The 16,965-nt window shown below is 26.4% G+C and carries 9 protein-coding genes; 3 read left to right on the plus strand and 6 right to left on the minus strand.

Features of this window, described 5'->3' with window-relative positions; all coding sequences use genetic code 11:
- Positions 1–208: 208 nt before the first annotated feature.
- The 3 genes from nudE to trxB all read right to left on the minus strand — a co-directional run bounded on the left by nudE (position 209) and on the right by trxB (position 6,900).
- Positions 209–754, minus strand: coding sequence for an ADP compounds hydrolase NudE (nudE, locus tag ACICP0_RS00685; protein WP_395480043.1), 546 nt, complete (start codon positions 752–754; stop codon positions 209–211).
- Between the two features lie 2,355 nt (positions 755–3,109).
- Positions 3,110–3,328, minus strand: a complete 219-nt coding sequence (gene infA, locus ACICP0_RS00690; RefSeq protein WP_395480044.1) for a translation initiation factor IF-1 — start codon at positions 3,326–3,328, stop codon at positions 3,110–3,112.
- Between the two features lie 2,621 nt (positions 3,329–5,949).
- The gene (gene trxB / locus ACICP0_RS00695) at positions 5,950–6,900 is read right to left on the minus strand and encodes a thioredoxin-disulfide reductase (protein WP_395480045.1); all 951 of its coding nucleotides are present in this window, start codon (positions 6,898–6,900) and stop codon (positions 5,950–5,952) included.
- 806 nt (positions 6,901–7,706) lie between these two features.
- Here trxB and ACICP0_RS00700 point away from each other — a divergent pair.
- The 3 genes from ACICP0_RS00700 (at position 7,707) to serS (ending at position 13,438) form a co-directional block, all read left to right on the plus strand.
- Positions 7,707–8,399: a DNA translocase FtsK 4TM domain-containing protein gene (locus ACICP0_RS00700; protein ID WP_395480046.1), complete on the plus strand. Its 693-nt coding sequence runs from the start codon at positions 7,707–7,709 to the stop codon at positions 8,397–8,399.
- 2,517 nt (positions 8,400–10,916) lie between these two features.
- Positions 10,917–11,531 (plus strand): outer membrane lipoprotein chaperone LolA, encoded by a 615-nt coding sequence (lolA, locus tag ACICP0_RS00705; protein WP_395480047.1) that lies wholly within the window; start codon positions 10,917–10,919, stop codon positions 11,529–11,531.
- A gap of 614 nt (positions 11,532–12,145) precedes the next feature.
- Entirely contained in the window at positions 12,146–13,438 is a 1,293-nt protein-coding gene (gene serS, locus ACICP0_RS00710) for a serine--tRNA ligase (protein WP_395480048.1), read from the plus strand.
- 388 nt (positions 13,439–13,826) lie between these two features.
- Here the strand turns inward: serS and lolE are convergent, their stop codons facing one another.
- From lolE to lolC, 3 genes are read right to left on the minus strand one after another with little or no spacing between them, the layout of a single operon-like run.
- Positions 13,827–15,074, minus strand: a complete 1,248-nt coding sequence (lolE, locus tag ACICP0_RS00715; RefSeq protein ID WP_395480049.1) for a lipoprotein-releasing ABC transporter permease subunit LolE — start codon at positions 15,072–15,074, stop codon at positions 13,827–13,829.
- Positions 15,074–15,763: a lipoprotein-releasing ABC transporter ATP-binding protein LolD gene (gene lolD, locus ACICP0_RS00720; protein WP_395480050.1), complete on the minus strand. Its 690-nt coding sequence runs from the start codon at positions 15,761–15,763 to the stop codon at positions 15,074–15,076. The genes lolE and lolD overlap by 1 nt, the downstream gene beginning before the upstream one ends.
- Positions 15,756–16,958 carry a lipoprotein-releasing ABC transporter permease subunit LolC gene (gene lolC / locus ACICP0_RS00725; protein WP_395480051.1) on the minus strand — a complete coding sequence of 401 codons (1,203 nt, stop codon included), beginning with the start codon at positions 16,956–16,958 and terminating at the stop codon, positions 15,756–15,758. Before lolC ends, lolD begins: the two co-directional genes overlap by 8 nt.
- Positions 16,959–16,965: the final 7 nt, after the last annotated feature.

The following is a 16,965-nucleotide window of genomic DNA, read 5'->3' on the forward strand; positions in this document are numbered from 1 at the left end:
GTTCTACATAGTAATATAGGCTAATAAACAGAGATATTTCTTCTATTGTAATTTCATTTTTTAATTAAGTTTTTCATAGGAAAAGATAATCCATCATTAATTTAATAATATTATTTTGAAAGTAATATTATTAAAAATATAATTTTTATATTCATACTTACTCACAAGTATGTGACTGGTAATTTAAAAATTAATGACCTTATATGCTTTAATTAAAATAAGCATGAGTTAAAAAAAGTGCACTTACGTTACGTGCTTCACAGAAGTCTGGTTCATCAAGAAGCTTAAGCATGTGATGAACTGGCCACTGTACTACAGATAAAGGCTCTGGTTCATCTCCTAATAGACGATTAGGATATAGCTCTTGGGCAATTACTATATTAGTTGTGCTAGAAAAATAAGATGGCGACATACTTAACCGCTTTAAAAAAGTAATACATTGTGCACCAAATCCTATTTCTTCCATGAGTTCTCGATTAGCAGCTTCTATCAATCCTTCGTTGGGATTGATCAATCCCTTTGGAAAACCTAGTTCATAATCTTCAATTCCAGCACTATATTCACGGATTAGTAATAACTGATTATTTTTTATCGGTACAATCATTACTACATCTCGTTGAGATGGTTTCATGCGCTCATAGACTCGTTGCACTCCATTACTAAACTCCAAGGCAACAGATTCGATAGTAAATAAATGAGACTTAGCGATGATATCTACATGATAGATCTTAGGTTTTTTCAAATGGTTATCCATAATGTTACTAAAATTGAGTATTGAATGGTTATAAAATCTGGATCACCGAGTGAAATTATATTGTACGTTAATAATAGATTAAATTGTAATTTATTTAAAATATTATATCAGGATAGATTTACGGTTGAAAAAACTATATATCAAAACAACTATTTTGACAAAAGATAGAAATTATGAAGAATAGACCCGGAAATAAAAACGGCTTGTTATTTTAAGAAAGCTTCAACATCGGTTATGATTCTCTTTTTGTCTTACTGTATCCATATTATTTAGTAGTACTATCAATTACCTTTAATATTATTAAAGTTAAAATATAAAATATAGTACAAAAAAATAACGGTACTTATATTATATAGTAATATTCATTATAGATTATTTATTTTTCTTTTTCGAAAAAATTATTTTTATTCATCTTTTTATAATGTTTTCATAGAAAATGAATAATTTTTCAAAAAAATTTATTTTTTTATAATAGCTATGTGTAAGTAAATTATATTATAACTTTATTTTTACTAGATAAAGTTATGTCCAACATACAGGTTATATGTATTACATGAACATTTTAAAATATAGTAATAAAAATGTTGTTTTTCTAAAACATTCGTTGATGAATGAAGTACTGATTACAAAGTGTAGCTGTTTACATCATGTTAGTTTATAGAAGACGCATATCGCTTTTGTACTACATGATGTTTAGTATGACTGTTGTTCTTAATTTATTTAAAATGTACCATAAAGTATCTATATAAATAACAGATATTATTTTAGTATAAAATTTATATAAAAACAGCCATGGAAACTTAAATCAAGTCTTCAAAAGAAACATTGATTTAGTCATACTTATTACGAAGTATGATGTTATAATAAAAATTTATTGACTTACTATTTCTTTAGTTAGTTATTTACTACATTATCAAAATTGGCAACTTGGATAATATCCATTTCAAGAATGCTTTACCATATTAATGTAATCAAAGTCAATTTAATAAATTTAATAAAGTTTATGTTATCTATCTATTAGACCATAAAAAAGTGATTTGTACTAATACGTTAATGATAATATAGTATGGTAATAAAATCGTTAAAAAAGTACATAAATGATTATTATATTTTTAATAAAAAACTAAATCATATAATCGATGAAGCGAGAATTTATAGTAGTCTAATTCCAATCAATAGACACAAAAGACTACTGATATTTTATTGATTGAATCAATATTCGTTCATTATGTATGTTACATTTCAAAAAAATATTTTAATAAGTAAGCATAACGTTCTTAAAAACTAGTGTGAATATCTAAAATTACGATATTTGATCAAAATCGAGACATTAAAACACCATAAAATAAAGTAGGGTGTTTTTTTATTAAAAAGTAAATATTTTGAACTGAAGTGACAATACATACTGTCAAAAATATTAAATATTTAAGTCTGATGATTTGATATATTAGAAGAACATGTAGAGCACATACTGTCTGTATATTGTTTAATAAGAAATAGTTAGAAGTAGCACCACCTAGTGGTATAAGTTTTAATCAAAGGCTTATAATTACTGATACTATGCTTTAGTATCTAAACTTGATTTTTAGATAGAATTAAAGAAGTACATTTTGGTATATTTAATATGTTATTATAGATTATGTATGATGATGTATTAAAAAATAATGACTTCCAGGCGATATATTTACAATGTGATTTTAGTGATAAAAATTATCATTAGTTTATAGTCTAAAAGAACTTGAAAAATATCAACATTTTATTTTAAAATTGTTGAAATAATATAATTTTCCTAAATTATTTTTTTTACCTCTATAATCCAATAGGAAATTGATAATTGTATAATCGTATTTTTAATACGCTTCAATGATCAGGTTGTTACATTAAATGTAGAATTGGTATATTCCATTTATCATGTAATAAATTCTACAATAACAAGATGGCCACTCGTTCTTCGCATAGGTGCATGGTTAGTTGCATGGGGTACAAAGTTTTTCAAAAAAAATAATTAGTTAATGAGTAATTATTTAGTACAGTAATTAATCACTTTTCAAAAGAAATTTAACTTAACTAAATAATTAAAAATTCAAATATCAGTATTGGGCATATAACATAAAATAAATCGGCTAACATTCTTTTTAACATGTTAACATGTAAATACATTTAAAATAAATAACTTCAAAAAAATTGCTGTTTTAGCAATGGTAGATCGCGCATTTCAATTTTAAACCACTACCACTAGTTTTTATATGAAAATTTTTCAATGGATTATATGTTAGTATGCATATAGTGGAAAGCAATACTAAAGTAATTTAGAGTTATGATAAAAAATAAAATCATAATGATTAAACTTATTTTTTAACGGCTACGGAATATGATTCGACCTTTACTTAGGTCATATGGAGTTAACTCCACAGTTACATTATCTCCAGTTAGAATACGAATGTAATTTTTTCGCATTTTACCAGAGATATGCGCAGTGATGATATGTCCATTTTCTAATTCCACACGAAACATAGTATTGGGTAACATATCTAGAACTGTGCCTTGCATTTCAATATTTTCTTCTTTAGGCATCGCATTCCCTTAAATAGTTTTCATGGAAATAATTAGTTAGTGGAATAAATTAAAAAATTTTTTTATTTAAACAAAGTAACATCATATTATATTTTATAATCCATAAGATTTATAAAAAATGAAAATTTAAAAATTATGATTTTAAAATAAAAATAGATACTGATTATATAATACAATACCTGAATTGATTTTAAATGACAATTATTGCATTAACGATTTATTATACATCTCGATATATAAGAGTATATCACAGTATAATCGTACTATACATTAGTATTCATGAATATTGATCTTTAAAATAACTATTTTCACATAAGTTACATTTTATCGATTCAATGTAAACATTGAAAGTAAACATTGAAAAATCATTACATTAAAAAGAAAAGCCTAAAATTGGAGAATACTTTTAATATGTCACAACATTCATGGAATAATTATCTCTATTTAAAAAAATAGTATGTTAACATGTTCTATATCAAATTTAATTAAGATTAATCTGTTAATAGAAAAAACGCTCAGAGTTACACTAATTTTATTCACATATTATGCTTAATAATGTTCTTTTTAATTTCTTCAAATATTCATTGAAAATCAAAATTAACTATTATTAACCCCGTACCACAATATAATGTATATTTTTTCAGATGATCCATATGATTAATAATCGTAAATTAGATATACTTATCATTTTGATACATAATATATGTATGATATAATGTTTTATTTTTTCAATATATGAATAAAATTATTTCTTTTTTAACATAATTTAGCTAAATATTCTGTATTCAGTATGCTTCATGGAAATTTACTACAAGTCAATATGAAAAATATTGTGCAATAGCACATAAGGTTTTTTAACATCATTGGTAGAAATAACAAAATTAATTAACTATAATACAGGATGTAACATTTAGCTTTATTAAAACTTTAAATTAAACATTAGTCCATTAAAATTATAGATTAACTGTAATAATAATTACAGCATAAAATATGTTGTTTGTTTTTATAACACAAACGAAATAGCATGAACTTAATAATGATTTTCGTTACTAAAAGGTAGTTTTATATAAATATTATTCATATAATTAATTTATAATCACTATCTAAATAACTAAAAATTAAAATATATTAATCGAACCTAACTGTTATTAATGGAAGTGGCAATTCATTAGAAAAATAATATTCAATTTTTATAAATTTTAACTGCATTACCTTTTCTTAGGAAATCAAATTATTTGCAGTATTTATAATAGATTAAGATTAAGGTGCATAGAAATATTCTGTGTGTACCTCTTTCCTAATAAGATTAAAACTATACTAGATAACTTCAACATTGCTAAAATAGGAAAAATTAACGTATATATGACCTTCTTTAGATCATATGATATATTGCTGAAGTGATTCTTCATTAACTATAAAAACTAATGTTAATATCAAATTTGTTATTAACAACATTAGGTTTGTACTTTACTAATTGATCGGCTATTACCATCAGTATTAATGTTAATGCTTAATATCTATCAATAGTAGATATTAATAATTGCAATATTATTATAAATATCAAATTTTATGTAGTAATTATGTATGATTTAAAATCATTTGTATTTGTAATTGAGTACAATAATCACATAATCCGATTATGTAAAATAAATTAGCATATACGACATTTTTAGCTTTTAAATGAGCGTATTGTAAACTTTATATGAAATTTATTTAAAAATTTCGAATGTGAATTCACATGATTTTCAAATAAATAAACTATATCTTTCTATAACCAATAATACTTTTATTATCTATGAATGTTGTTTTAACTCATTATATAAGTTAACAAAAAGAATTTAAATTCATGTAAATTTTATTTTTATATCGTAATTATAACAAAACTCTTAGCATTCTATGCTAATAGAATATATTAATAAAATAAGAAACTAAGTTTTTTAGTATTATTAACTATATAAATTTTTGAAGAAATCATAAATATACTTATTCTAATAAATTAGTTTTTATTTAAGATATTTATTTTGAAAACTAAGATCATTAATCCAATGATAGTGTTTTTCACTAAATAAATAGAAAAGAAAAATAAATTGATAATTAAAAAATGGAGTTAATAGGTCTAGAGACCTAGAACTGTAGTACCTTATATAGTAAATATACTAAGTTATTATAAGGAATTTTGGATCAATTCAATAATTTTAAACTGAATGGATTATTTAAAAAGATCGAATGCGCACTATTTATGATCTTATAAAAAAGATGTAGATCCGAACATTAATCATTTAGGCATTTCGATTAAATACATAAGCATATTATAACAGAACTAATTTAATTTTATCCTGTTAGTATTCATCTTAAACTCAGAATCATATTCCTTATAAAGGAATAAAAATTAACATCACAAATTAAAAAGGATCTAAAGCTTAAAAAATTAATGTTTTCTTATTTATGAATATATTTAATATCTATTAAAGACATATTCTTTATTTAATCATATTAAAATAAATAGGATGTTTACTACTATACTATAGGTAGTGCCGTATTCGTTATACATCCTTTTAATGAAAACCGATAGTCATTCTACATGCATCCAATTAAATAATAAACAGTAATAAAACATTAATCTATGATACTCCATTGAGATAGCGTTCGGCGTCTAGTGCTGCCATACAACCACTTCCAGCAGCAGTAATTGCCTGGCGATAATTACAATCTATTACATCACCGGCAGCAAATACCCCTTCGATGGAAGTTGAAGTTTTAATGTTGTTTAAATCAGATCGTACACAGATATAACCATCTTGGAGCGCTAACTGATTATTGAAAATAGTAGTATTAGGAATATGACCAATAGCAATAAATAATCCAGATATAGATAAATCCTCATGGAGGCGAGTATCAGATATATCTTGAAGACGTACGCCGGTGACTCCTATACCATCGCCTAATACTTCTTTTAGAATACGATTGGTATGCAAAATAATATTACCATTATTTACTTTGTTCATCAGCCTGCTAATAAGAATTTTTTCTGAACGAAAACTATCTCGATAGTGAATCAAATGTACTTCTTTAGCAATTTTAGAAAGATATAGACTTTCCTCAACAGCAGTATTGCCACCGCCAACTATCGCAACCTTTTCGTTGCGATAAAAAAATCCATCACAAATAGCACAAGCTGATACTCCTCTACCTTTATAAGTTTCTTCAGATGGCAATCCGAGATAACGTGCAGAAGATCCGGTAGCTATAATTAGTGCATCGCAAGTATATTGATTATTTTCTCCAATAAGAGAAAAAGGTCTATTTTGTAGATCAACTTTTACAATATAATCGACAATGATTTTAGTTTTAAATTTCATAGCATGAATACACATACGTTCCATTAATGCTTGTCCAGTTAGATCATCAGGATCTCCTGGCCAATTTTCTATGTTAGCAGTAGTAGTTAATTGTCCTCCTTGTTCCGAACCAGTGATCAAAATAGGATTGAGACTTGCTCGCGCAGCATAGATTGCTGCAGTATATCCTGCAGGTCCCGAACCTAATATGATTAATTTACTATGACTTTCCATACAAGTATTTTGTCTTCATTATTTTATTGAATTTAAAATCTAGATATATTTTTATGTAAAGATTATAAAAAATGAAAAATTAAGATTGCTTAAGCACATGTTTTTGACTATTTATATATTGATTAAAAATCAGTGCGTTAATAATAATTTAATTTAGGGGAGATAGTTCTCAATCTTCATAATTTATTTTAAAAAAATGATGTAAACATAATGAGTCTATTTTCTATTATCATATCATTATTATGATTTAAATTAATTATCATACGAATAATGATTGATAAAAAATGAGTGAGTGCAATATTATGTCGACAATATAGAGGTAGAAATCATTTATACATGTTAATCATGTATAAATAAAAAGATTGTGTTATTAGTACATATGACTATCATAGTCCATGTTATCTCATAGATTCACTATGACTGATTTTTTTGAAAAAGTATCGATAAAAACGACAATACTGAACCTATCCGGGTAACCTAACATAGAAGTAGAAATAATGCAATATATTTAGGAGTTTCATTTAATATCAGACCATAACTTGAATATATTCTTTTTCATTCTGACAATCGTGAATGATTTCCTAGTGTTTTTATATATATTAATCAGATATTGATTATATCCAAATATATGTGTTTATGAATATGATAGCGCATCGAAGATATTTTCTTTTGATTGTAAATTATTGATTAATAATTAAGTATAAATACAATATATCTTTTTTCAGTATCCATGATTGCTTATAATACAAAAAAAACTGTATTTAAGAATTTTTCTTATATAATTAATGACATAAAAAGAGTTCATTTTGGATCGAAAATATCTAGAAAATGAAAACCTTTTTCTAAAAAAATTTAGGAAAAAATTTCAGTGGTTAAAAGTCATGTTTTTAGTTAAAGTCAATTTTTTTTCTATTTTTTTAATAATTTCACTGACTAGTTTTAGTCCATTAGATCCATGTTGGTCACAAACTGCTTGGCATGACTCGATTGATAATTTAGGTGGTAAAGTAGGAGCTTGGCTTGCCGATATATTGTTATTTAGTTTCGGCGTATTAGCATACGGAATACCGCTCATCATGCTTATTTTTTTCTGGCGTGAGTTTCTGCAACCTATTTCTGTTAATTTTTTCGATTTATCACTAAAACTCATTGGAAGTCAAATATTGCTTCTATCCTCTTGTGGTTTAGCTACACTTAATATTGATGATATTTACCATTTTGACTCTGGTGGTTTTGTTGGTATTTTACTATGCCATGCAATCTTAGAGTGGTTGAACGACATTGATGCTGCCATCTACATTTTCTTATTGATCTGGGTAGTTGGTTTGACTCTATTTACTAATTGCTCCTGGCTAACTATGATTGAAATCATTGGTTCTAAAGTACTTCATTATTTAACTATTATATTTTTTGATAACCGGCATAATAAAGCCAATAACAATTTTCGTACTTTTGTAGAACAAAGAGACGATATTTTTACTTATAATTCTCATTACTAACAGTAAAATAATATTCTACTTCATAATTTTCCACATAAAGTATTTAGTGTATAATACTGTATGTTTCAAATCTGTAAAGCATTTACCGATTAATTATTATTCAACATATTCATTTATAAAATATCTGATTTATCAAAATAAATCTCATCCATTTACATGGTCATAAAAAGATAACTGTTAATTTATAGACATAAATATTGATGGCAAGATTATTATTCGACATAACATTTTACATCATTACTAACGCTAATCATATAACAGTTAATCTATTTTTTTGATTCTAATGACCATTATGATATAATTAACAATACTATCTAATCAAAACCATTATCTCTATTCTAAAAACTATACTTTAATATGTATGTGCATGTAATATACTCTTACTTAATATTCAATTATACATTGATTAATCCATCTGTGTCTAAAGAAATTAATAAAAAAAGTACTTTGATACATTAATTCACTAGCCATAAAATTATTTTAGCCCCTATATATGATATAGGATCTAAATCTGTAACTTAGATACGTCCGATGATCAAAATTAGCTATCTTTAAGAAGATAATATAGGTCTATTCAATTAATAAAATTTGTTTAAAAATTGTACTGACTAAAATTAAGACACATTTCTAATTTAGCATTTCAATATATTTAATATCATACATTCACTACAATACAGAATCATTAATAATACATTATATTAGTTTTTTTATGAAATTTATTCATCTCCAGTTAATTAATGTAATTCTTTTTAAGAATGTTTATTATTCTATAATTTATTTTACTATTAGATGATAATAAATTGATTAGAATCTTTCATCTTTACTATATCACGATCATAAATCATTTGTGATATTCCTTCATACTAGGAATATTAATAATTTTAAATCATTTTATTCACAAGAAATCTATTTTTTGTATCATAAAATCTATCTCATTTTGTATAGAAATGATCGCTTTTTACGTTAGTATGATCTTTTTATATTTTAATAATCTCATTTAGTATAATGATTGAAATATCACCATGTTAGCTACAAATAGTTCAATATATGGATTATAATTTATTTAATTATAATATTAATGCAGGATGTTCCAATATAGTCTTTTGACTAATTCTAAAATTTATTAAATTTAAACATAACTTAGATGTTAAGGGAATAAATATTGCAGTATATTTTATACACAACTAACAGTTTTTATAAAAATGAAATATAAACATGGAAGTTAATTTAATATAGATATAGGCTAATATCCAATTAAATAATAACATGAGATAACGTACAAGATCTTTGTATTATAATCTTGTACCATAAGATACTTATCATCCATTTTACTAGTAAAATAGTAATACTATGAGTGGAATAAGTAATTGATTACTTATTACCATTATTTTATGAAAATGTTTTATTAAATTAATAAATACTTATAAAGTAAATAATAGTGAAATGTAAGATATTTCATTATATTTTTAATTTTAAATAAATTAAAATTATTTTTTTATAATTTGATATCTAATGCTACGGTGTCATATAATAATCAAAAATATATTAAATATGTACAATTCAATGACGCATTATGATTATGTTGAAATTTATATATACTTTTAAAATAAGATGCTTAGTATTATAAAATAATGCATTAAAAATAGATAGAATATGTGATATACGATGATAAATAAGCTATAAATAAAAGTACAAAACATGCTAATTTAGCCTATTCTATTATAGAATAAGTTGTTTTTATAATAAAGATGAATTGATTATTCTATAATAATTAATATTATTTAGTTAGATCACAAAAAGTTTATATCTCTATTTAAATTAAAGTATTTATGTAATTAATTGTTTTAAAACGTTCATTTTTATTAACAATCATTATTTAACTTGAACTTAAAGATAATATTTTAATATATTTCTTCTGCGCCTTTTGATAAAGAATCTAAAGAAATTTAAAGTATAATCAATATTTACTATATTTAGTTATACTTGATATTCAATGAATTTTAGATATGTAAAATATGATTAATATATATAGAATCTAAGTATTTTTTCACCTTGTGTATAATAGTATATTATACTAAAAACATTATACTAAATAAATACATAAAATAAATAGAATCATTAGGATTAATGATACTTTAAAATTTAAAATATATCAATAACGTTGAAATTATAATTGATCGTAAAAGCATCATAATAGAACACAATGCATTTCCTGAATCTTCTATTATTAGAAGGAATAATATTTTCCATAATATTTTAGAATAAAAATTCTGACTAATAGAACAAAATTTTTTCTTCTAAGCACAATAGTAGCTGGAAAGTATCATTTATAATATCATAAAAAAATAATGTTACTTATATTGTCAAGTATAAAAATGTAAAAATTTATCAATTTATTTGTATCATAAGATATTTCTATGAAATTTTTATTTTGAAAAAATTTTTGTATTCGTGATGGAATCAATACATATTACTTTCATTATTAATACATAGCACATTAAATAAGGAACACTAATAATGAAAAAAATATTTGAATTTTCTTTTTTATTGCTCACTTTCATCACCACTTCAGCTTTGGGCGATGATGCTCATGCACTTCAAAGTCGACTTAGTCAAATTAATAATTTCTACGCTAGCTTTATCCAACAGATTATTGATAATAAAGGTATTAAAGTAGAAGAAGGACAAGGAGAATTATGGGTAAAACGACCTAATTTATTTAATTGGCATATAATTTCACCAAACGAAAATATCTTGATTTCAGATGGAAAAACCTTGTGGGTTTATAATCCACTTCTAAAACAAGTAAATGCCAATTGGTTAAAAAATATTGCTGATAATAACGTACCTTTTCTATTAATGATACGAAATAACATTGCTGATTGGAAACAGTATAATATTCATAAAGAAAGAGATGTTTTCTATCTAATACCCAAATACGATCGTAGTAATTTAAGACAATTTACAATTCAAATTACCTCTAACGGTACAATTGAAAATTTCATGTATTTAGACCAGGATAATCAGCTCATTGCCTTTCAACTTACACATCAGAATTTTAATCCAATAAATGTAGAAAAATTTCATTTTACAATACCAAATCATGTGATACTAGATGATCAGCGTCAATAAAGTGACTTTAATTAAATATACGTAGAAACGTATTAAAATAAAGATCTAATAATAAAAATATTGTCTATCCTTATGAATTGTTAAAAATACATTTTCTTCTATAATTTTAACTTATAATTTTAATTTATTTAATATTACAAGTAATCAAACAGTGATGCAACGAAACAATTCAATTAAATCACTAGATATATTTAAAAATTTTCTCAATACTTATTACTTTCCGTTATAAAATGTCATTATCATTGATAATTTTAAAATCACTTTTTTATTCAAAAATTAAAGATAGTCTATTAAATGAATTTAATTGCATTAAAATTTGAACAAAATTCTATCTACTCATATAATTATTTATTAAAATTAAAATTTTATTGATAGCTATCTTACATAATATAAATTACAGCTGATTTTAACTTAAATTTCGTTTAGATTTTTTTATTAAAAAAACACATTTAATTTAATATTATTAAAAAATATATAAAATTTACTTTATGAAATATTATAAATCACTAGGAGATTCAGATTAAAATCAATGATAACAATTGTATAAAAATAAACTTTGTGAAATATCATTCAATTATAAATTAATATCATCATCGTAAGATGATAGGAAGATCATGCTAGATCCTAATCTCCTGCGTAAAGAGCTTGACGCAGTCGCCAAAAAATTAGCTCTTAGAAAATTTATGCTAGATTTAAAGACATTACGATATCAGGAAAAACGCCGTAAAATCTTGCAGGTAAAAACAGAAAATTTACAAGCTGAACGTAACGTTCGATCTAAAGAAATTAGCACTGCTAAATCTCGTGGAGAAAATATTGAATCATTAAAAATGAACATGGGTCCACTAGATAAAAAACTAAATTCTATCAAAAAAAAATTGGAATTATTACAACGTTCTATGCATCGTTATGCATCGTTTTTACCTAATATTACTGCAGATGAAGTACCCATTGGTTTTAGTGAAAACGACAATATAGAATTGTTACGCTGGGGAGAACCTCGTCAATATAACTTTCCTATTCGTGACCATGTGGAGCTTGGTGAAATTACTGGTGGATTAGATTTTGCAACAGCAGTTAAATTGACTGGTGCCCGATTTGTCATAATGCGTGGCCAAATTGCTTTACTACATCGTGCATTGATCCAATTCATGCTGGATTTACATATTGAGCAACACGGTTATCAAGAATATTATTTGCCATGTTTAGTTAATCATACATCTCTATACGGTACTGGACAACTACCTAAATTTTACAATGATCTATTTCATATCCAGCCACTAAAAAAAAAATTAGATAATAGTACTTATTCATTAATCCCAACTGCCGAAGTACCACTTACTAATCTCATGCGAGACAAGATCATTTTAGAAGATATGCTACCAATGAAAATGCTCTCTCACACTTTATGTTTCCGATTAGAAGCAGGATCTTATGGACGTGATACTCGCGGGATGATTCGACTGCATCAGTTCGATAAAGTAGAATTAGTACAAATTGTTACGCCAAAACAATCAATGCAAGTTTTAGAAGAACTTACTCATCATGCTGAAAAAGTGCTACAACTCCTGCAATTACCGTATCGAAAAATGCTATTATGCACTGGAGATATTGGTTTTGCATCATGCAAAACTTACGATCTAGAAGTATGGCTACCAGCACAAAATAATTATCGTGAAATCTCGTCTTGCTCTAATACTAGTGATTTCCAATCACGCCGAATGCATATTCGTTATCGTAGTAAAGTAGATAAAAAATTGCATTTGGTACATACTCTCAACGGCTCTGGACTAGCAGTTGGCCGTACCCTAGTAGCAGTATTAGAAAACTATCAACAAGCTGATGGACGCATTGAAGTACCCAAAGTATTACGACCCTATATGAAAGGCTTAAACTACATTGACTAATTAAATAAAAATCAAGAAGATGTTTTTAAAATATTAAAATTTAATGTTATTTAATGTAATAATGAAAAGTTTATTTTATCTGTTCTCTAAGAAAACTTATGTGTGTATCATAATACAACTTACTGATTCAATAAATTCATTATAAGATGTATTTTAAAAAATTAGAGAACAATCATTTAACAATACAATTTCACATAGTATTGTTTAAATAGCATAAACATTATTTATATAAGTTTCTGAGTATTTATTTTTTGAAAAAATTTTTTTAAAATATTTATCCTAGATCTAATAAAAATTAGACTAAAATGCAATATGAAATTGATTCTTATTGCATTAAAAGTAAAAAATAAATATTTGACATATTATGCGAATAATGTTCCATATAATGTTATTGCTTGCTTAATATCTGAGCTGGGTCAAGCAACGTTGCTCTCCACGCTGGATATAGGCTTGAAATTATACTAAGTAACAGGGCGATAATTAGTACTTTTATAACATCTATCCAACATAATTGGGTCGGTAAAAAATCAATAAAATAAACATCACTAGATAACAAAGAACTATTTAATAAATTTTCTAAGTTTTCAATTAGTTTAGTTAAATTTAGTCCGATTATCACACCAATTATTACACCTATAAAACTTCCGAGAGATCCAGTAAGTAGGCCGTAATAAATAAAAATAGCATAAATTATCTTATTTTTAGCTCCTAAAGTACGTAATATTGCAATATCAGCACTTTTTTCTTTAACTGCCATCATTAGCGTAGCAATGATATTGAAATATGCAATTCCCATCATTAAAACCATTGCCAAATATATGATTGAACGAATCATTTGAATATCACGATACATGTAGCCATATGTGCTAATCCAATGACGTACTTTAACATTAGCATTAATTACTTTACCAGCGTCTTGCACCAATGTATTGGCTTTAAACACATCTTTAACCTTAATAGCAATACCGCTAATATTGTGGCTCCATTGTAAATAATATTGGGCATCCACCAATGGCACAATTGCAAAATTGTGATCAAGTTGGCTATTTAACTTTACAATACTTCGTACTTGTAGTCGGATACGATGTAGCTGAGGTAATTTCATCTGAGTAGTACTTATAGGAATGAGTAAAGTGATCCAATCACTTTGTTTGACTTCTAATTTTTGAGCTATACCATGACCAATAATAATCTGATTTTTACCAGCACAAAAATTCTGCCAAATATTATCATTTATAATATATTTTCCCAGTGTATTTTCCCATTCTTCTTGTGTTAATTCAGTACCTTTTACTTGAATAACTTGACGTTTATTACCGTGTTCTACTAACCCAGTAAAATTTAAATAAGGCGTAGCACAAAGTACGCCAGGAACTTGACGAATATGCTTTATTATTGTCTGCCAATTTGACAATGGTGGATTCACAGGTTCAATTTCGCCGTGTGGTATTATGGCTAAAATTCGATTATTCAACTCATATTCAAATCCATTTATAGCACTCAGAACAATAATTAACACTGCTACTCCTAAAGCAATTCCAATAGTAGAAATGACTGAAATTATTGAAATCATACTATTACCGTTATGTTTTCGACTAAAGTGTATTGCTATTTTTAGTGATAACGGTATGTTCATTATATGATTTCCAATAAAATTCCATCTCGAATTTCTAATTTACGATGCAGCCGATTTACTAATTTGACATCATGGGTAACTACTAAAAAGGCAGTACCTTGATCTACATTTAACGCATCTAATAAATCAAAAATATTGTGAGCATTATCTTGATCAAGATTACCTGTTGGCTCATCTGCTAATACTAGTGAAGGATTATTAACTAATGCACGAGCAATAGCAACTCGTTGTCTTTCACCTCCAGATAATTCTGTGGGAAGATGATAACTTCGCTTTTCAAGACCAACTGCTTCGAGCATTTCAAGCGCTGTCTGTTTCGCTTGAGTTGGTCGCATACCACCTATCAGAAGTGGCATCGCTACATTTTCTACAGTAGAAAAATCCGGTAACAAATGATGAAATTGATAGATAAATCCCATTCGTCGATTACGAATCGAAGCACGTTCGGCAGAAGAAAGTATATTGAGCCGTTGCCCTTCAAAAATAACCTCACCTTTAGTTGGTTGATCTAAACCAGCTAATAGATGCAATAGCGTGCTTTTTCCAGAACCAGAGTTGCCAATAATTGCTATCATTTCTTTAGGTTGAAGAATCAAACTAACTTCATGTAAGACTTCAGTATAAAGTTTTCCCTCTTGATAACATTTACTTAATAAATGACATTGCAAAAGCGGATTAGAATTATGCATGTCGTAACTCTTTAGCAGGTTGCATACTAGAAGCATGCCAAGAAGGATATAGTGTGGATAATAAAGAGGCAGTTATTACTGATAACATGATAATTATTATCTGTTTTGTGTGGACTTCAACTGGCAAAATTGCACCATCAAAAAACACACCAACAGGCATTAATTGATTTAGATAGATAGTTAAGATGATACCAAGCAAGCTTCCTAGAAAAGCACCAATAATTCCAGTAACAGTTCCTTGAACAATAAATATCTGAAGCACCTGCTTTCGTGTCATTCCTTGAGTTTTCAAAATCGCTACTTCAGCTTTTTTATCAATGACCAAAAGTCCTAAAAAAGTAAATATATTAAACACTGCAACTCCAACGATCAGGCTTAATAATAAGCCCATCATATTTTTTTCCATCTGTATTGCTTTAAAAAGAGCACCCTTGCAATCTCTCCAATCTTTCCATACTAATCCATCAGGTATAAATTGTACACGCTTTATCTGATCTACTTCGAGTGGTTTTTTTAACCATAGACGCCAACCAGTTATTTCACCGATAGCATAGTTCATCAAACACGCCGCATCATGTTGGTTCACGAGAATTTGATAATTATCTACTTCATTTCTAGTAGAAAAAGTACCCGCTACGATAAATAATCGTTGGTTAGGAATAAGTCCTATTGGTGTTACTTGATTAGCATTTGGTACCATTAATCGTATTTGATCACCACGTGTGACCTTTAACTGTATAGCTAGCTCATTACCTAAAATTACCCGATATTGGCCAGCTAATAAGTCATTTTTCCGAGCATCTAACAAATAATGCCATAGTGGTTCTGGATCAGTTAAATTAACTCCTAACATCATTCCTATTGCTATACCATTTGCACTTTGTAGTACTATATCGCTAGTAATTAGCGGCGATGCTTGTACCACTCCAGACAACGTTTCTGGTAGTAAGCGCGGGATACATTGAATATTTAATCGTTCTGTAGCATTAGTCAACAATGCATGGGGTATGAATTTTAAAATATTATTTTTTAGCTCACGTTCTAAACCATTCATGACTGATAAAACTATTACTAAAGCCATGACTCCAAGTGTGATGCCTATTCTTGATAGCCAAGAAATAAAACAGCCAAAATGATCTAATGTTCTTCCTCGCATATAGCGAAAACCAATATATAATACGATGGGCTGATACATTATTTTT

Origin of the sequence: Candidatus Curculioniphilus buchneri endosymbiont of Curculio glandium (assembly GCF_964275155.1) — a bacterium.
GTDB classification, from domain to species: Bacteria; Pseudomonadota; Gammaproteobacteria; order Enterobacterales; family Enterobacteriaceae; genus Curculioniphilus; species Curculioniphilus buchneri.